Source organism: Tateyamaria omphalii (assembly GCF_014651375.1).
Taxonomy (GTDB): domain Bacteria; phylum Pseudomonadota; class Alphaproteobacteria; order Rhodobacterales; family Rhodobacteraceae; genus Tateyamaria; species Tateyamaria omphalii.
The window spans coordinates 978,214-994,822 of record NZ_BMWT01000001.1; the positions used below are offsets into that span (position 1 = coordinate 978,214).

Consider the following 16,609-nt stretch of genomic DNA (forward strand, 5'->3'; position numbering starts at 1 on the left):
TTCGCGCGGATTCGGAGTGACCCGTGGACACTACGGGGCAGGGCGGGCGGCGTCCACCACTGCTGTCAGGTCTGGGGCGTAACCGCTATCTTGCTCTTTGTCTCGCGTGTTTGGGAAGTCCTAGCCGCGCCGCACCTCGCTACAGGCGATCCGTCATCTTCCGGATCACGTCGGAATTGCGGCGCGCGCGGGCCAATGCCCAGCCACCCTGAATCAACATGAACAGGTGCTCAGATTTGGCTTGTGCGTCTTCCGCACTCAGGCCCAGCCGCGCGGCGTGATCCTGAACCTCGGTGATCCACCCTTCGTAAATGTGACTGGCGTGGTCTCTGAAATCTTCGTTGTCGGGGCCTTCGAACAGGGTCGCGGCGATTGGGCACGTGTCCCAACCCGTGATGTCAAAGAGCTTGGCGAGCTTGAAACACAAAGTTTTCGCGCCGTCATTGAAGGTTTCAGAGCCGTCAAAACTCGCTGCGATCAAGCGCAGCATCTCATCCGAAGCCCAGGTAGCCGCCGCCATCGCAAGGTCGGATTTCCCATTCGGAAAGTGGTGATAGAGCGACCCCTTGGGTGCTTTTGCGTCGGCCAAAAGGTCAGCCAAGCCGACACCGTGATACCCGCGTGTGCGGAACAAGGTGGCAGCGGACAGGATCAGGCGATCCTTAGTGGGGAGCGGACGATCATTCATATTTTGACCTTGACAGGAATAGACCGATTGGTCCAGCGTTGCAATTAGACCAATTGGTCTAGAGGTGATCAGGGAGGCACTCCATGTTTGATACAGCTCCGGTGCAGCGCGCGGTGACCGAAAGATCGCTCGCATTCAAAACTCAGGATGGTGCAGAACTGGTTGGTCGGATGTATCGCCCCAACCAACGCCCCTTTGCCGCCGTGGTGCTGAACAGCGCGACCGGTGTGCCACAAACGTTCTACACACATTTCGCCCGGTGGATGGCGGCAGAGCGTGGCATGGCCGTACTGACCTACGATTATCGCGGTCTTGGGCGCTCTTATGCGGGGCCTTTGCGGCGGGTGCAGGCGGATATGACTGACTGGGGCATTCGTGATCAGGTGGCTGCGCGCCGTGCCATGCGCCGAGAAGTTCCCGACACGCCGCTATGGATCGTCGGCCATTCCCTCGGCGCCATGTTGCTGCCCAACCAACCTGAAATGGAGGATGTTGCCCGTGTCATCGGCGTGGCGTCTGGCATGGTGCACCACAATGACCATCCATGGCCCTACCGCGCGATGGCGTTGAATTTCTGGTTTGTGTTGGGGCCATTGGCCACGCTGTTGTGCGGATACCTGCCCGGCAAGTCGCTCCGTTTTGGGGAAGACCTGCCATCAGATGTGTTCTGGCAATGGCGCAAATGGTGCACTTCCCGCAACTTTTATGATGCGGATATTGGGGCCCGTCTGCCTGCGCCGAACTGGCAGAGCAAAGCAAAGGTGCGCCTACATGCCTTTACTGATGACGATCTGATCCCGCCGCCGCAGGTGGCACGGCTGGCTGATGTCTATGGGGCTGAGCCTGTTGTGGTGGACCCGCGAGACCATGGGCTCAGGAATGTCGGACACCTTGGTGCATTCTCGCGCCGGAACAAGGCGATTTGGCCGGTATTGCTTGAAGGGTAGTGGAGTCTTCTCGCGCATCGCTTGTGCGATACGCTGCCAGACTTACGCGCGCCAAGGCGCGCTGAGGTGAGAGATTGACAACGACCCAAGCGGGGCTCGTTACGGCTGCTTCCTTCCGGATCTGACCGGGTTGGCGAGGCGCCTGCCCGCGCCAACCTCTCAAGTAGGCATATAAAGCGGGCACCCATCCAGCGCAAGGGGCGCGCATCTCGTCAAATCGTCACCTCAATCTGAAGAAACCCGCTTTCGTCCAATCCCAAGAGCTGCGGATCAAATTCCGAGATATAGGACAAATGACCTGCTGCCACCGGAGAGGTCTGAATAACGCGGCGCGCACTTTGGTTCGGCTTGAAACGCCAAGGCTGCACACCGGGGACAATGGTGGATGGAAGGTCATGGGTCACTGCCGCCCTTAGGGCGTCGCGCATCTCCACCTGCGTGCGCACAATCTCTGTTTGTGGGCCAATGCCGGGATAGTTTCCTCCGCCAGCGCCACGGTAGCTGGTCATGGCAACCACGAAGCGAGCTTGCGCCGAGACCGGGCGCCCAAGATATGTCAGTTGCCGAATACGGCTGTTATCAGGTCGGATCCGATGCCCGTCGACGCCAAATGCGGCAGGGGTTTCCAGATTCACCTCGACCTCCATGCCATGCAGCATGTCAAAGTTGAAAGCAGGTGCGTCTGGGTTTACCAACGCCGCGCCGTCACCATAAGGCGGGTTGAAAAAGGCCAAGCTGCGCTCGATCCAATTGTACAGGTCTGCTCCGGTCAGGACTGCGGCCCAGACAGTGTTCGGGTAGGGACACAACATGGCGACGTGGCGTTCACATAAAGGGCCTGCCGGAATGTCGACATAGTTGTCTGGACCGGTCCTGCCACCCAGCGCAACTGGCGCAACGCTGGCCAATATGGGTAACCCGTCAAGACCTGTCCCGGCAATGGCGTTCGCGATCGTGCCTGAAAGGGCTGATGCAATCAGCGCCTCGGCTGCGGATGGGCGCAGCATCGAAAACCATGTGTTCAGATGTTCGGGTGTTGTCCCGATTGGCTTACTCAGATGCGTTCGTGCGGTATCAATCACTGGACTGATTATGTCGAACAGATTTTGGTTCGGGGCGTCGCCGCTGCGCACAGCAGAACGCCGCACATTATGTTCGTTGACCTGCCATCCATTCTCGCCATGCAACAAAGTGAGGTCGATCAACCCAAGCTCTGTACCCGCGGGTCCCGGCATCACCGCCGGTACGCCCCAAACCGTGCCGTTGATCGCGTCCACACCCTGAAACCCGGTATGATCGGGGCCGGGAAATCTGAGATGGGTGTGGCCGAGGATCATCGCATCTATCCCGGAAACCTTCGCGGCGATCGCAGCCCCAAAGTTCTCCTCTGCCGCGTCGATATCGTCGTCCAGTCCGCTATGGCATAGTAAAACCACTAAGTCTGCGCCGGCATCGCGGAGGGCGGAAACTGCTTTGCCTGCGGCCTCGACACCGCCTTCGAAGTGTACCTTATCATCAAGGCAGCGCCGGTTCCAAATAGCAGTTTGCGGTGGCAGAACGGATGTCAGACCAACACGTAGTAGGCGATCCTGACCATCCGAGCATGGTAAACTGCGCTTGATGATTGTGAAGGAGGTTGTGCAGGTGATCGCATTGGTGGTCTCACTGGCGCAGAGCACCGGGCAACTGGCCTGCCCCATCACCGTGTTGAGGAAAGACAGCCCAAAATCGAAGTCATGGTTGCCGAGGCCGACCGCATCATAGTCAAGTGCGTGCAGAACGGCTGGCCATGGGTGTTCATCCGGAGAGTCCACGCAAATGTCCCCCAAGGAAGTGCCTTGGAGCGCATCTCCGTTGTCAAGCATGATGAAGCCGCCCTTCGCGCTGCCACGTGCGTCGAAGACCAGGTTGGCGAGACGATCCATGCCCTTGCTCGGCATGTGCTTGTCATGAAGCGCATCCCATCCGGTGAGTTGCATATGGACATCGGATGTGGCGGCGATGCGTAAACAAGCGGTCGGCAGGGTCATGATCTCACTTGCACCCTACGGTTGAGTTCATGGCAAGCTAAAAAGAACATTTCATGCGGAAACAGCCTCATCTGACCATACGCCGGCCCATTGCGTCACCGTCTGGCACATGCCAAGCAAGCACAAACGAAGAAGATGCGAGGGCAGGCATGAAACATGCAGAGACCGTGACATTCGGGGGGTCCAACCTCGACCGGGCGGCAGAGCTGAGAGGTGACGCACAGGCCATCGCAAGGGCGCAATCAGATCCAACGGCGCGTGCCATTCTGATATGGCGTGGTAAACCGCTGATCCACCGGGCTCGGCCTGCGTCTCTGGCACGTTTGGCGATGGATCACCCCGCTTGCGCCGTTGCTGACGCGAATGCTTCGGTGTTCCTTGGGCGTGAGGATGGGGCGCCGCGCTTTGCTCTCGACGTGTCTGGTTGGGCACCTGATGATCTTGACCCGTCAGCGCTTGGTGGTTTCCTGGACCCGACCGAGCAGCAGCATCCCGCCTGCGCCGAAGACGAAGTCTTTGCCGAGTTGCGGCGTACAATGACGTGGCTGACCCCGCGTGACGCAGAGTTGGCCGCCACGGCCAAAGCCGTCTTTGGATGGCATGACAGCCATCGGTTCTGCGCAAAATGTGGCGCAGCATCTGAAATGACCCAGGCAGGCTGGCAACGCACCTGCCCATCATGTGGAGCACACCATTTCCCACGTACTGACCCCGTGGTCATCATGTTGATCACGCACGGAAATTCGGTTCTTATGGGGCGTTCGCCGGGATGGCCTGACGGAATGTATTCATTGCTGGCTGGTTTTGTGGAGCCGGGCGAAACTCTTGAAGCAGCGGTGCGACGGGAAGTCTTTGAAGAAGCCGGCATTCGCGTTGGACCGGTTTCTTATCTTTCGAGCCAGCCCTGGCCGTTTCCGGCGTCTTTGATGTTTGGGTGTCTGGGCGAAGCGTTGAGCCGGGACATCACAATCGATCCAAACGAGATTGAAGACGCGATATGGGTTACGCGTGAAGAGATGTTGTCGATCTTTGCCGGTGAGCACAAAACGGTCTTGCCCGCACGTAAGGGGGCAATCGCACACTTTTTACTTGAGAACTGGCTTGCGGACACCCTTGATTGAGGGGACACTGTCCTTGGTAAAAATCTGCAGGCACATGGAATGAAGTTCTCGGCCCGGGAAGACGTTGCAGCATCAATCGACAAGGTGTTCGCGGCTCTCAATGACTTTGATGGTTTTGAACGGCAGGCCATGCGCCGCGGTGCCGAGGTGCAACGTGTGGATCCGCTGACCCAAGTCGGTGTTGGTATGCGCTGGAAGGTCTATTTCAAGATGCGCGGACGTCGGCGCGAGATGGATCTTGAGCTCACCCGATATGACGCACCGAATGAAATGGTCTTTGATATCAATTCCGCCGGGATCAGTGGCACGTTTTCCATCGAGTTGCTGGCGTTGTCGCGCAGTCGCACACGCATGGCTCTGGCGCTGGATATCACGCCGCTGACATTGTCGACCCGGCTTTTCATTCAATCGCTGAAATTGGCCAAGTCATCCCTTACAAAGCGTTTCAAGTTGCGTGTGGCAGATTATGCCAAGGGGCTGGAAGAACGTCTGGAGCGCAGCGCCTGACCCGGTCGCTGTGCGGCTCTGTTTGACCCTCCCGGGTCAAAGGCGCCCGCCCACCGACCCGTGATCAGTCTCGACCTGCAGCGGCAGGGTATACGCCAAGGATGTCCAACCGGTTTGTGAAATAGTCCAACTCTTCCAAGGCTCGTGCGAGCGGTGGGTCTTCGGGGTGGCCTTCCACATCGGCGTAAAACTGGGTGGCCGTAAACGCTCCGCCAACCATGTAACTTTCCAGCTTGGTCATGTTCACACCATTTGTGGCGAATCCACCCATTGCCTTGTAGAGCGCCGCGGGAATGTTCCGGACCTCAAAAACAAATGTGGTGATCATCGTGTCTGCGCGGCGCGTTGTGTCCTTCTCGGGCGCCATCAGCAGGAAGCGCGTGGTGTTGTGCCCTTGATCCTCGATATCCCGGGCAAGAACATTCAGGCCGTGAATATCTGCTGCGACGGACGACGCCAGGGCGCCGACACCCATTTCGTTTGCTTTTGCAATGGCCGCCGCGGCCCCTGCGCTGTCTGGCGCGGCTTCGGCTGCGATACCATGTGCGTCGAGGTAAGCGCGCGCTTGCGGGATCAAAACGGGGTGCGCACGGACCAGCGAAACATCATCCAGCGTCTGGCCCGGAAGCGCCATCAGCGCGATGCGCACCCGGACAAACGCCTCGTCCACGATATGTAACCCGCTTTGCGGCAGCAGGCGGTGGATATCTGCCACGCGCCCATAGGTCGTGTTTTCAACCGGAAGCATTGCCATGTCGGCCGCGCCGTCACGTACGGCAGCAATGACATCTTCGAAGGCATGGCAGGGGATTGGGGTGGCATCTGGCCGGGCTTTCAGAACGGCTTCGTGGCCGTAGGCGCCCAGATCACCCTGGAACGCAATCCGTGTCGACATCGTTTGTCCTTTGCTGTCGCGCCGCTGCCGATCGTCGGGCAGGGCGATTGGTCGCGCTTTCTATACCTTGCCAGTGACAAGGGGAAGCCGTAGATACCCGCCGGAACAACATGAAAAGCCACGGAATCGGAAGCCAAATGTTCGACACCATGACCTTTACCAAGATTGCGGCCAGCCTGTGTGGTGCGTTGCTGGTGCTTTTGCTCGGCAAATGGGCCGCCGAAGAGCTGTACCATGTCGATGGTCACGGCGAACAAGCATATGTCATCGACACCGGTGCTGACGAGGGCGCAGAAGAGGTTGTCGAGGTGGCCTTTGCCGACGTTTATGCCGCCGCTGACGCAGGTGCGGGCGCGCGTGTTTTCCGTCAGTGCAGCGCGTGTCACAAGCTGGAAGCGGGTGCAAATGGTGCTGGCCCATACCTCCACAATATCGTTGGACGCGCAGTCGAGACAGCTGATGGCTTTGGCTATTCCGGCGCCCTGAACGCCGTTGTCGATGTCTGGACGCCAGAGCATCTGAATGGCTTTCTGGAAAGCCCGCGTGGTTACGCACCTGGCACATCGATGGGCTACAACGGCCTTCGTGACATCGAAGATCGTGCCAATTTGATCGCCTATCTTGCGACGATCACAGACTGATCGTTTCAAAGTCAGACCGAATTTAAGCCGCATGCACCTCGCTTGCGGCTTTTTTCTTGGCAATTGTTACAACCACCTCACGTGCCAGGGATCAAGATCACAGAATCTCAAGTTGCATATTGGCATGTTGGGCATTTAGCTTACCTCCAATCACAAGACGGCCCTGAATGCCACGAACAGGAGTGTACCGATGGAACCCAACCGCAAACATGCCCAGGCACGAACCCGTGTGAGTACGGCGCGGGACAAACACATCCTGTGGGGCGCGTTAGGTGTTCTTGGGCTTTTGGCGACTTTGGCTCTGTCTGGCATGGCACGTGCCGATGAAGACCAAAAAATCATCTCTTCGCACGGGTACTCTTTTTACGGCAATCTGAAGTACCCCGCAGACTACCCACATTTCGACTACGTAAACCCCGAAGCACCCAAGGGTGGGGAATTGGCGATTGCGTTTGTCGGGACGCTTGACTCGATGAACGCGGCGTCGCGCCAGGGCCGAGCACATCTTTTCTCAATTATGATGTATGAAAGTCTTCTCGGGGAAGCGCCCGGCGGGGGTGCAGCGCCCGCGGACACATATGGCGAATACTACTGTCTGTTGTGCGAGCGACTAGAGTACCCCGAGGATCGTTCATGGGTGAAGTTCCATATGCGGCCAGAGGCGCGGTTTTCGGACGGAACACCTGTCAGGGCTCACGATGTTGCCTTTAGCCACAATTTGTTGCTGGATCAGGGTTTCAAATCCTACGCCGATAGCGTGCGTAAACTGGTCCCAAAAGTCGAAGTGATTGATGACCATACGATCAAATTCTACTTCGCTGACGGTGTGTCGCGTCGGACGTTGATCGAACAAGTCGGTGGCGTACCAGTATGGTCTGAGAAATGGTACGAAGAAACCGGCGCGAAGCTCAATGAATCTCGCCTTGAAAACTCACCTGGCTCAGGCGCCTACATGGTCGATACGGTCGACGTGACGCGACGCATCGTGCTCAAGCGCAATCCCGACTATTGGGGCAACGATTTGCCATTCAACGTTGGCAGAAACAACTATGACAGCCTCAGGGTCGAAATATTTGGTGACAGCGCCGCATCTTTCGAAGCCTTCAAAGCCGGGGAATACACCTTCCGTGCCGAGGGAGACAGCCGCATCTGGGCCACGCAATATGACTTTCCCAAGGTTCAGTCCGGCGCGGTGGTTCAGAAAGAGCTGAGAAACGGCGCACCACCCACACCCACAGGTATCATCTTTAACCTTGCATCCGACCAGTTGAAAGATCGCCGCGTTCGCGAGGCGGTGGCTCTGGGGTATAATTTCGAATGGACAAACGAAAGCCTGCAATACGGCCTGTTCAAACAGCGCGCCTCCTTCAGCCAAGGCACGCCCGTCATGGCCACCGATGCGCCAACGGGGATCGAGTTGGAGCTTCTGCAGTCTCTGGGCGACATCGTGCCAGAGGAGATGCTGACAGAACCCGCGCGCATGCCACATACATCCAATCCCGAAACCCTTCGCGATCGCCGCAATCTGCGCAAGGCCATGCGTCTGCTTGATGATGCAGGATGGGAGGTTGGCGACGACGGATTGCGTCGCAATGCAGATGGGGAGGTCTTGAAACTGAACTTCCTGTTCAACAGCTCCGCATCCCCAACACTGACCGGTGTTATGGAGAATTTTGTGTCGAACGTGTCCGACATGGGCATCGACATCACGCTGGAACGTGTGGACCCATCGCAATTCACCTCGCGTGAGCGCGACCGCGATTATGACCTGATCTACGACAGCTATTCAGCCTTTATCGGTACGGGTACGGGGCTTGAGCAACGGTTCGGTTCCGAGGACGCGGCGTTTTCCCTGTTCAACCCTGCCGGGCTCGCCAGCCCGTTGATCGACAAAATAATCGCAGTGTCTTTGCGAGCAGAAACGCAAGAGGAAGAAACGGCGTCAATGATGGCGCTGGATCGGGCGTTGCGCCATGAATTCTTCATGGTGCCTGTCTGGTACAACCCGAACCACTGGGTCGCTTATTACGACATGTACGAACACCCGCCGGTCATTCCACCCTACAACCTTGGCTACCTCGATTTCTGGTGGGTGAACGAAGACAAGGCCGCTGATCTCAAAGCGTCCGGTGCGCTGAGGTAAGGCAATGGGCCCCTATATCCTGCGAAGGCTGCTCTTGGTCATCCCGACCTTGCTGGGCATCCTGTTGGTTAACTTCACCCTGACGCAATTCGTGCCCGGCGGTCCTGTGGAACAGGCCATTGCACGGGCACAGGGTGGGGGCGACGTCTTTGGCGGGTTTGCCGGGGGCAACAATGATGCGGGGGCCGACGAGCTCGATACCGCCTCCAACAGTGAATATGTGGGGGCGCGGGGGTTGCCACCCGAATTCATCGAAGAACTGAAAGCCGAGTTTGGGTTCGACAAGCCGCCCGTACAGCGCTTTCTGAACATGATCTGGAACTATGCCCGGTTCGACTTCGGGGACAGTTACTTCCGATCTATCAGCGTCGTGGACCTGATTATCGAAAAACTGCCCGTGTCGATCACGCTGGGGCTCTGGTCCACGCTTATCGCTTATCTCGTGTCGATCCCGCTCGGCATTCGCAAGGCGGTCAAGGACGGCACGCCGTTCGACACCTGGACGTCTGGCGCCATCATTGCAGCCTACGCCATCCCCGGGTTCCTGTTTGCCATCCTGCTGCTCGTGCTCTTTGCGGGTGGCAGCTACTTCCAGATATTCCCGCTCCGCGGCCTGACCTCTGACAACTTCGATGACCTTAGTGCGTTGGGTAAAGTGGCCGACTATTTCTGGCATATCACCCTGCCGGTGCTGGCAGGTACGATTGGGGCATTTGCAACGCTGACGCTGCTGACCAAGAACAGCTTTCTGGACGAAATCAAGAAACTCTACGTCATGACCGCACGCGCCAAGGGCCTGTCAGAGCGCCGCGTGCTCTATGGCCACGTCTTCCGCAACGCCATGCTGATCGTCATTGCGGGTTTCCCTGCGGTGTTCATCGGCGTCTTCTTCGGCGGTTCCCTGATCATCGAAACTATCTTCTCGCTCGATGGGCTTGGGCGGCTCGGGTTCGAGGCGGCAGTGGCCCGCGATTACCCGATTGTCTTCGGCACGCTCTACATTTTTGGCCTCATGGGCCTATTGGTCGGTATCATCTCGGACCTGATGTACGTGCTGGTCGATCCCCGCATCGACTTTGAGCGGAGGGAAGGCTGATGGCTATGCCGGACCCCGTGATCGAGACGGACACCACGCCCGCCCCTGTGGTGCCAGCCCCACGCCGACCGTTCTTCTCCCTGTCGCCGCTGAACCAGCGTCGTTGGCGGAACTTCAAGAAGAACCGCCGCGCCTACTGGTCGCTCTGGATCTTCTCGATCCTGTTCGGACTGTCGCTGGTGGCCGAACTGATCGCCTACGACAAGCCGATCCTCGTGCGGTATCAGGGCCAGTTCTATACCCCGATCTGGAACTTCTACCCCGAAACCGCTTTCGGCGGCGACTTCCGGACCGAGGCGAGTTACCGCGACCCCGAGGTCGAGTGCCTGATCGTATCAGGCGGGCTGGATACCTGTTTTGACGACCCCGAAGGCGTCATCGAAGACGCGCAGGATGGCGAGGTTGATGGCGAGGCGATCACCAAGGGCTGGACCATCTGGCCTCTTATTCCCTACAGCTTCGACACCGCCGTGGACCGCCCCGGCGCGGCCCCGCTGCCGCCCAACGGAGAGAACCTGCTTGGCACCGATGGCACCAAACGGGACGTGCTGGCCCGTGTCATCCATGGCTTCCGATTGTCCGTCCTGTTCACCCTTGTTGTCACAGGGGCCTCGGCCATCGTCGGCATCTTTGCCGGTGCCATTCAGGGCTATTTCGGTGGGCGCACCGACCTGATCTTCCAACGGATCATCGAGATCTGGTCCTCCACCCCCAGCCTCTACGTCATCATCATCATGTTCGCGATCCTGGGTCGAAGTTTCTGGCTGCTCGTGTTCCTCCTGATCCTGTTTGGCTGGACAGGGCTTGTGGGGGTGGTGCGCGCCGAATTCCTGCGTGCCCGGAACCTCGAATATGTCCGCGCGGCGCGTGCGCTGGGCGTCAGCAACCTGACCATCATGTTCCGGCACATGCTGCCCAACGCCATGGTGGCGACGCTGACCATGCTGCCCTTCATCATCACGGGCACGATCTCGTCTCTCGCTGTGCTCGACTTCCTCGGCTTTGGTCTGCCGTCCTCCGCCCCCTCGCTCGGGGAGCTGACGCTGCAAGCCAAGCAGAACCTGCAGGCCCCGTGGCTTGCCTTCACCGCCTTTACCGTGTTCGCCGTGATGCTCAGCCTGTTGATCTTTATCTTCGAAGGCATCCGCGACGCGTTCGATCCAAGAAAGACTTTCTCCTGATGGCGCTCCTACAAGTCAAAGACCTGCGTGTCGGTTTCCGCCAGGACGGTCAACTGACCGAGGCGGTCAAGGGCGTGTCGTTCCATGTGGACCGGGGCGAGACGGTCGCGCTGGTGGGGGAGTCCGGGTCGGGTAAATCGGTGTCCGCCCTCTCTACCGTGTCCTTGCTGGGCGACAGCGCCGAGGTCACTGGCTCTGTCACCTATGACGGTCAGGAAATGATCGGGGCGGAGGAGCGGCTGCTGCGCAAGGTGCGGGGCAATGACATCTCGTTCATCTTCCAGGAACCGATGACGTCGCTGAACCCGCTGCATACGATTGCCAAGCAATTGGGCGAAAGCCTTGCGCTGCATCAGGGGATCGCCGGGGATGCGGCCCGTGCGCGCATCCTCGAACTTCTGGACAAAGTCGGCATCCGGGACGCCGAAAGCCGTCTCAATGCCTATCCGCACGAACTGTCGGGGGGGCAACGCCAGCGCGTGATGATCGCGATGGCGCTGGCCAACAAGCCGGACGTCCTGATTGCCGATGAACCGACGACGGCGCTTGATGTCACCATCCAGGCGCAAATCCTCGACCTTCTGGCGGATCTGAAGGCGGCCGAAGGTATGGGCCTCCTGTTCATCACTCACGACCTCGGCATCGTGCGGCGCATCGCGGATCGCGTCTGTGTCATGCAGAATGGCGAGATCGTGGAAACCGGCCCGACGAAAGAGATTTTCGACGCACCCAAGCACCCCTACACGCAGAAGCTGCTGAGCGCGGAGCCGACGGGCCAACCATCGCCGGTGCCAATGGACGCGGAACTGGTGGCCGAGACGGAACACCTGAAAGTCTGGTTTCCCATCACGGCGGGCCTTCTGCGTAAGACGGTTGGTCATGTGAAGGCGGTGAACGACGCCACCATCAGGGTACACGCGGGCGAAACCGTGGGCATCGTGGGTGAAAGCGGATCGGGCAAGACCACGCTGGCGCTGGCCATCATGCGGCTGATCTCGTCCGAGGGGCGGATCGTCTACATGGGGCAGGACATCCGGGCGTGGTCCGTGCGCGAGCTGCGGCGGTTGCGCAAGGATATGCAGATCGTATTTCAGGACCCATTTGGGTCTTTGTCCCCCCGGATGACGGCGATGCAGATCATTGCCGAAGGGCTGGGCGTGCACGGCATTGATGATGGGCGCAGCGCACGCGAGGTGGTGGCCGAGGTGATGACTGAGGTGGGCCTCGATCCCATGACGATGGATCGGTACCCGCACGAGTTTTCCGGCGGTCAGCGTCAGCGCATCGCCATTGCACGGGCCATGGTGCTGCGGCCAAAACTGGTCGTGCTGGATGAGCCGACCTCTGCCCTCGACATGACGGTGCAAGTGCAGATTGTTGAGCTTTTGCGCGGACTGCAGGAGAAATACGGGTTGGCCTTCCTGTTCATCTCGCACGACCTCAAGGTGGTGCGGGCGATGAGCCACAAGATGTTGGTGATGAAGCAGGGGGATATCGTCGAACAGGGCGTGGCCGAGGACCTTTTTGAACGGCCTCAGACAGATTACACGCGCCTGCTTTTACAAGCCACGCATTGACGGAGGGCGACGTGCGTTGCCCCTTCGGGCCAACGACACCCCGCCCACCGTCCCTTCAGGCCAGGGCCAGTCCGATCACCATGGCCGCCAGCGCGATGACATGGATCAGAGTCATCGCCATGTCGTTCCAACGCCAGCCCACGATCAGCCAACCGATCAGGCCAGCGAGGAACAGGTACATGTTCAACGGCGCCAGCCCAACGGCTGTTGCGGCATAGCCAAAAATCTGGATGACCGAGGCGCCCCATTTGATCGTGTTTGTTTCGGTGGAGCGTCGTACGAGCGCGTTCATAGCCGTTCCAGATCGATGCATTTGGTGCGTTTGCCGTGCCACCAGCGGGTTTTGGGGAGGTTAACCCGGACACAGCGCCGTTGGCGGGCCGCTGTCATGAAAGTTTGAGCGTAGATGTTAAGCATGGAACACCTCTTGGGCGGTTAAGGAACATGGATTATATATTGATCCATCGCGCTCCTTATGCGACTCAATTGGAATGCTCATGTGTAAGCTGAACTGACATATGGAGTGGCGTAGCCTTCCGCCTCTGGCGGCCCTCCGGGCCTTTGCCGCATTTGTTGATGCGGGCAGTGTTGTTGCTGCAGGGCAGGCGCTGTCGGTCAGCCATGCAGCTGTCAGCCAGCAATTGCGCGCGCTTGAGGCGCATCTGGGGGTGAGCCTTTTTGACCGCTCTGGGCGGGCCATGCGATTGACCTCGGATGGTGAGATTCTGGCGCAAGGCTGCGCAGACGGCTTTGCAAGCATCACGCGCTCCGTGGCACTTGTGACGGGGGCAGAGGCGGCACGCCCGCTGCATATCTCGCCCACACCCAGCTTTGCCTCTGCCTGGTTGATGCCCCGCCTGTCCGAGTTCCGGGTCAAGCATCCCGAGATTAATCTGGTGCTCAACCCGACATCAGACATTGTGAATTTGTCGCCCGGCGGTGTCGATCTTTCCATCCGCTATGGAGTTGGTGGATGGGAAGGGCTCGACAGCGAACTTCTGGTTCCAACATCGATGGTTGTCGTCGCGGCGCCTGACCTTGTTGCCGGTCGCGATGTGTCCGACCCGTCCGGCCTTGGGGCGTTACCGTGGCTGGAAGAGGTTGGAACCACGGAAAGTTCGAGATGGCTGACCCAGCGTGGAGCAGCCGACATGCCAAGGGGGCCGGTGACGCAGGTGCCTGGAAACCTCATGCTCGACGGTGCGCGGGACGGGCAGGGGCTTGCCGTTACTGTCCGCAACTTTGTGGCCGCTGACATCGCTGCCGGTCGGCTGGTTGTCCTGCACGAGGATGCGGTCGATGGCGCAGGGTATCACCTTGTCACGCGCCCTGGCATTCTGCGCCCTGCGCTGCGGGATTTTATGCGCTGGATCAGAAAGGCGGCGAAGGAATGATGTTGTTTCTTGGACTTCTGATCCTGATCGGTGGCTTTCTGATTTGGCGCGCGCGGTCGAAGCGGCAGTGGCAGCAAGAGGTGCTCGCCTCACGCCTGACGGATGAGGAATGGCGCATCATTCGGTCGCAGGTGCCCTTGGCCCATAAATTACCTCCTGAGCTCAAGGAACCGTTCGAGGGCAAGGTCGCGCTATTCCTCAGCCAGGTTGATCTGGTGGGGTGTGACGGGCTTGAAGTGACCGACGACATCGCGCTCAGCATTGCGGGGCAGGCGGCCCTGCTCGTTGTCGGTACGGATGCCTGGTACAAGCACCTGACGACCGTGTTGATCTATCCCGGCGCGTTCAAATCCAAGCAAACCCTGCAGGATGGCTATGTCGTGACCGAGGAAGAGGTGGTGCGCCTTGGTGAAAGCTGGTCACGTGGTCCTGTCGTGCTGTCGTGGCGGGACGCGCAGCACGGCGGTTTGAATGACAGCGACGGGTTGAACGTAGTCCTGCACGAATTTGCCCATCAACTGGATGACCTATCAGGCCAGACCGACGGGGCGCCTCCCATGGCTGAGGGTCAGAGTTTCGCGCGCTGGGCGCAGGTGATCATTGAGGCGTATGATCGGCATGTCACCAACACGCAGGCCGGACGGCGCACTGCCATCGACGCCTACGGCGCGACCAGTCATGAAGAGTTCTTTGCGGTCGCGGTCGAGCTGTTTTTCGAAAAACCGCACGCGCTTCAAGACGCCGAGCCCGAAGTCTACGCACAGCTTTCCAAGCTGTTGAACGTTGATCCAGCCAGTTGGCGCTAGGATTGCGGCCCGATCATAAAGCAGGTCATGTTGCGCGATTGCAGGCGACGGCAGGCCAGATCGGCCCCATCACGGGTCATGCCCATGAAATTGGCGTCAAAGCCCGTCGGGCGGCGGACAACTTTGCGCAGGCTGCCATCCAGAGATGACATCTCGGTCAACGCGGTCTGCAAGAGAACCTTCTCGGCCTTGTAGCGGCTGCCATAGCGACCCACGTTCACACCCCAATGGCGACCTCCGGAGGTGGATACACGGGTTACGACCTCGGGCTCCGCTCTCAGCGCCACCTGCGTGGGACGTGCCTCTGGGCGAACCGTTGGGGGCGCCAACGCGGCAGTGACGGCAGTTGCGGCAGCGGGCGCCGATGTCTCGCTGACTTGCGCCGCGACCAATGCGGTCTGGATGTCATCCGGCAAGACGGTCGATGCGACGGGCGCTTCGGCGACCAGAACGGGGGCGGCGCTGCCAGGACGCATCTTCGGGCGATAGCTGGTCTTGACCGCGCCACTCAGGCGAATGATCTTGCCTGCGCCCTTTGGCGCATTCTGGTTGCCCGCAACGATGACGGGCTCATCCCCGGGCACATAGTTGGGCTTGGACGGCTTGCGCAGGGGCGCACGGCTGGGTGCACGGCGGAACCCAAGGTCCAGCAGCTCTGCCACCTTGGCATTGCGCGATGCGGTGGACTTGCCGCCAAAGACGGTCGCGATGATGCGCTCATTCCCACGCTCGGCCGATGCAACAAGGTTGAAACCGGCGGCGCGGGTGTAGCCCGTCTTGATCCCGTCCGCGCCCTTGTAGTTGGCCAGCATGCGACGGTTCGTGTTGTTCACCGTGGCGATCCCCGCGTTTGTCGAGGTGCGCGAGAACAGGTTGTAATACTGCGGGTAATCGTACAGCAGATGCCGCCCAAGGATCGACATGTCGCGGGCTGTGGACAGGTGCCCGCTCTCGGTCAGACCATGGGCGTTCTTAAAGGTTGTGCGGGTCATGCCAAGTGACTTGGCCGTGCGATTCATACGGCGCGCAAACGCAGCTTCGGACCCCGAAATAGCCTCGGCAATGGCTGTGGCCGCATCATTCGCCGACTTCACGGCAGAGGCTCGAACCAGATAGCGCAGCTTGATGCTGGACCCGGCCCGCAGCCCCAGTTTCGAGGGAACCTCGGCAGCGGCCTTTTTCGATACCTTCACCTTGGTGTCCATTGAAATTTCGCCGCGCTCAACGGCCTGGAACACCACATAAAGCGTCATCATCTTGGTCAGGGATGCGGGGTGCAGCCGCGTATCCGCATTACGCGAATGCAGAACCTCGCCTGTACGCGCATCCATCACCATCGCTGCATAGGGCGCAGCCATGACTGAGGCGGGCACAATGACCACCATCCACAATAACGCAAAAAGAATAAGCCCTAGCCGGGCCGGCTGTGCGCGCCGAACCTTCACGGTAAACCTGCCTATGTCTGCCTCTGGCCGCCGATTATTCGACTGACCTTTTTTGTATTTGCCGTTACGCTAACACAGGTCGCAGTTTCGATAAAGTGTTGATGCGGCTCACGTTTCCGTTTTTCTGCACACGCATCA

Annotated in this window: 15 protein-coding genes and 1 other RNA gene; 10 read left to right on the top strand and 6 right to left on the bottom strand. The window is 59.3% G+C overall.

Going from position 1 to position 16,609, the window contains the following annotated elements:
- Positions 1-139: 139 nt before the first annotated feature.
- Positions 140-688, bottom strand: a complete 549-nt coding sequence (locus IE087_RS04735) for a TetR/AcrR family transcriptional regulator (RefSeq protein ID WP_189368112.1) — start codon at positions 686-688, stop codon at positions 140-142.
- A gap of 83 nt (positions 689-771) precedes the next feature.
- On the opposite strand from IE087_RS04735, the gene IE087_RS04740 reads away from it, so the two are divergent.
- Positions 772-1,635 (top strand): alpha/beta hydrolase family protein, encoded by an 864-nt coding sequence (locus IE087_RS04740; protein WP_189368113.1) that lies wholly within the window; start codon positions 772-774, stop codon positions 1,633-1,635.
- A gap of 64 nt (positions 1,636-1,699) precedes the next feature.
- Here IE087_RS04740 and ffs read toward each other — a convergent pair.
- Both ffs and IE087_RS04750 read right to left on the bottom strand, forming a co-directional pair.
- Positions 1,700-1,797, bottom strand: an RNA gene (ffs, locus tag IE087_RS04745) — signal recognition particle sRNA small type.
- Positions 1,798-1,847: 50 nt separating this feature from the next.
- Complete coding sequence (locus IE087_RS04750; protein WP_189368114.1) at positions 1,848-3,665, bottom strand: 5'-nucleotidase C-terminal domain-containing protein; 1,818 nt, start codon at positions 3,663-3,665, stop codon at positions 1,848-1,850.
- A gap of 149 nt (positions 3,666-3,814) precedes the next feature.
- Between IE087_RS04750 and nudC the strand changes: the two genes are divergently transcribed.
- Entirely contained in the window at positions 3,815-4,786 is a 972-nt protein-coding gene (nudC, locus tag IE087_RS04755) for an NAD(+) diphosphatase (protein WP_189368115.1), read from the top strand.
- 39 nt (positions 4,787-4,825) lie between these two features.
- Positions 4,826-5,293: an SRPBCC family protein gene (locus tag IE087_RS04760; RefSeq protein WP_189368116.1), complete on the top strand. Its 468-nt coding sequence runs from the start codon at positions 4,826-4,828 to the stop codon at positions 5,291-5,293.
- 64 nt (positions 5,294-5,357) lie between these two features.
- On the opposite strand, the gene IE087_RS04765 is transcribed toward IE087_RS04760, so the two are convergent.
- Complete coding sequence (locus tag IE087_RS04765; RefSeq protein ID WP_189368117.1) at positions 5,358-6,188, bottom strand: prephenate dehydratase; 831 nt, start codon at positions 6,186-6,188, stop codon at positions 5,358-5,360.
- 137 nt (positions 6,189-6,325) lie between these two features.
- Here IE087_RS04765 and IE087_RS04770 point away from each other — a divergent pair, with 137 nt between their 5' ends.
- The 5 genes from IE087_RS04770 to IE087_RS04790 all read left to right on the top strand — a co-directional run bounded on the left by IE087_RS04770 (position 6,326) and on the right by IE087_RS04790 (position 12,826).
- On the top strand, positions 6,326-6,829 hold the full coding sequence (locus tag IE087_RS04770; protein ID WP_189368118.1) for a c-type cytochrome: 504 nt from the start codon (positions 6,326-6,328) through the stop codon (positions 6,827-6,829).
- A 190-nt stretch (positions 6,830-7,019) separates the two neighbouring features.
- Positions 7,020-8,972 carry an extracellular solute-binding protein gene (locus IE087_RS04775; RefSeq protein ID WP_189368119.1) on the top strand — a complete coding sequence of 651 codons (1,953 nt, stop codon included), beginning with the start codon at positions 7,020-7,022 and terminating at the stop codon, positions 8,970-8,972.
- Between the two features lie 4 nt (positions 8,973-8,976).
- The gene (locus IE087_RS04780) at positions 8,977-10,068 is read left to right on the top strand and encodes a microcin C ABC transporter permease YejB (RefSeq protein WP_189368120.1); all 1,092 of its coding nucleotides are present in this window, start codon (positions 8,977-8,979) and stop codon (positions 10,066-10,068) included.
- The gene (locus tag IE087_RS04785; RefSeq protein WP_189368121.1) at positions 10,068-11,249 is read left to right on the top strand and encodes an ABC transporter permease; all 1,182 of its coding nucleotides are present in this window, start codon (positions 10,068-10,070) and stop codon (positions 11,247-11,249) included. Before IE087_RS04780 ends, IE087_RS04785 begins: the two co-directional genes overlap by 1 nt.
- The gene (locus tag IE087_RS04790) at positions 11,249-12,826 is read left to right on the top strand and encodes an ABC transporter ATP-binding protein (RefSeq protein ID WP_189368122.1); all 1,578 of its coding nucleotides are present in this window, start codon (positions 11,249-11,251) and stop codon (positions 12,824-12,826) included. Before IE087_RS04785 ends, IE087_RS04790 begins: the two co-directional genes overlap by 1 nt.
- A 55-nt stretch (positions 12,827-12,881) precedes the next feature.
- Here the strand turns inward: IE087_RS04790 and IE087_RS04795 are convergent, their stop codons facing one another.
- Entirely contained in the window at positions 12,882-13,118 is a 237-nt protein-coding gene (locus tag IE087_RS04795; RefSeq protein ID WP_189368123.1) for a DUF6552 family protein, read from the bottom strand.
- 226 nt (positions 13,119-13,344) lie between these two features.
- Between IE087_RS04795 and IE087_RS04800 the strand changes: the two genes are divergently transcribed.
- Positions 13,345-14,220, top strand: coding sequence for a LysR family transcriptional regulator (locus IE087_RS04800; protein ID WP_189368124.1), 876 nt, complete (start codon positions 13,345-13,347; stop codon positions 14,218-14,220).
- Positions 14,217-15,026 (top strand): M90 family metallopeptidase, encoded by an 810-nt coding sequence (locus IE087_RS04805; protein WP_189368125.1) that lies wholly within the window; start codon positions 14,217-14,219, stop codon positions 15,024-15,026. The genes IE087_RS04800 and IE087_RS04805 overlap by 4 nt, the downstream gene beginning before the upstream one ends.
- Here the strand turns inward: IE087_RS04805 and IE087_RS04810 are convergent.
- A complete protein-coding gene (locus IE087_RS04810) occupies positions 15,023-16,471 on the bottom strand; it encodes a D-alanyl-D-alanine carboxypeptidase family protein (protein WP_229801262.1) in 1,449 nt (482 codons plus the stop codon). The genes IE087_RS04805 and IE087_RS04810 overlap by 4 nt on opposite strands.
- Between the last annotated feature and the right edge of the window lie 138 nt (positions 16,472-16,609).

Coding starts and splice junctions, on each gene's coding strand:
- IE087_RS04740 (WP_189368113.1), top strand. CDS start 772: ATGTTTGATACAGCTCCGGTGCAGCGCGCGGTGACCGAAAGATCGCTC.
- IE087_RS04790 (WP_189368122.1), top strand. CDS start 11,249: ATGGCGCTCCTACAAGTCAAAGACCTGCGTGTCGGTTTCCGCCAGGAC.
- nudC (WP_189368115.1), top strand. CDS start 3,815: ATGAAACATGCAGAGACCGTGACATTCGGGGGGTCCAACCTCGACCGG.
- IE087_RS04735 (WP_189368112.1), bottom strand. CDS start 688: ATGAATGATCGTCCGCTCCCCACTAAGGATCGCCTGATCCTGTCCGCT.
- IE087_RS04765 (WP_189368117.1), bottom strand. CDS start 6,188: ATGTCGACACGGATTGCGTTCCAGGGTGATCTGGGCGCCTACGGCCAC.
- IE087_RS04800 (WP_189368124.1), top strand. CDS start 13,345: ATGGAGTGGCGTAGCCTTCCGCCTCTGGCGGCCCTCCGGGCCTTTGCC.
- IE087_RS04795 (WP_189368123.1), bottom strand. CDS start 13,118: ATGAACGCGCTCGTACGACGCTCCACCGAAACAAACACGATCAAATGG.
- IE087_RS04760 (WP_189368116.1), top strand. CDS start 4,826: ATGAAGTTCTCGGCCCGGGAAGACGTTGCAGCATCAATCGACAAGGTG.
- IE087_RS04750 (WP_189368114.1), bottom strand. CDS start 3,665: ATGACCCTGCCGACCGCTTGTTTACGCATCGCCGCCACATCCGATGTC.
- IE087_RS04780 (WP_189368120.1), top strand. CDS start 8,977: ATGGGCCCCTATATCCTGCGAAGGCTGCTCTTGGTCATCCCGACCTTG.
- IE087_RS04775 (WP_189368119.1), top strand. CDS start 7,020: ATGGAACCCAACCGCAAACATGCCCAGGCACGAACCCGTGTGAGTACG.
- IE087_RS04785 (WP_189368121.1), top strand. CDS start 10,068: ATGGCTATGCCGGACCCCGTGATCGAGACGGACACCACGCCCGCCCCT.
- IE087_RS04770 (WP_189368118.1), top strand. CDS start 6,326: ATGTTCGACACCATGACCTTTACCAAGATTGCGGCCAGCCTGTGTGGT.
- IE087_RS04805 (WP_189368125.1), top strand. CDS start 14,217: ATGATGTTGTTTCTTGGACTTCTGATCCTGATCGGTGGCTTTCTGATT.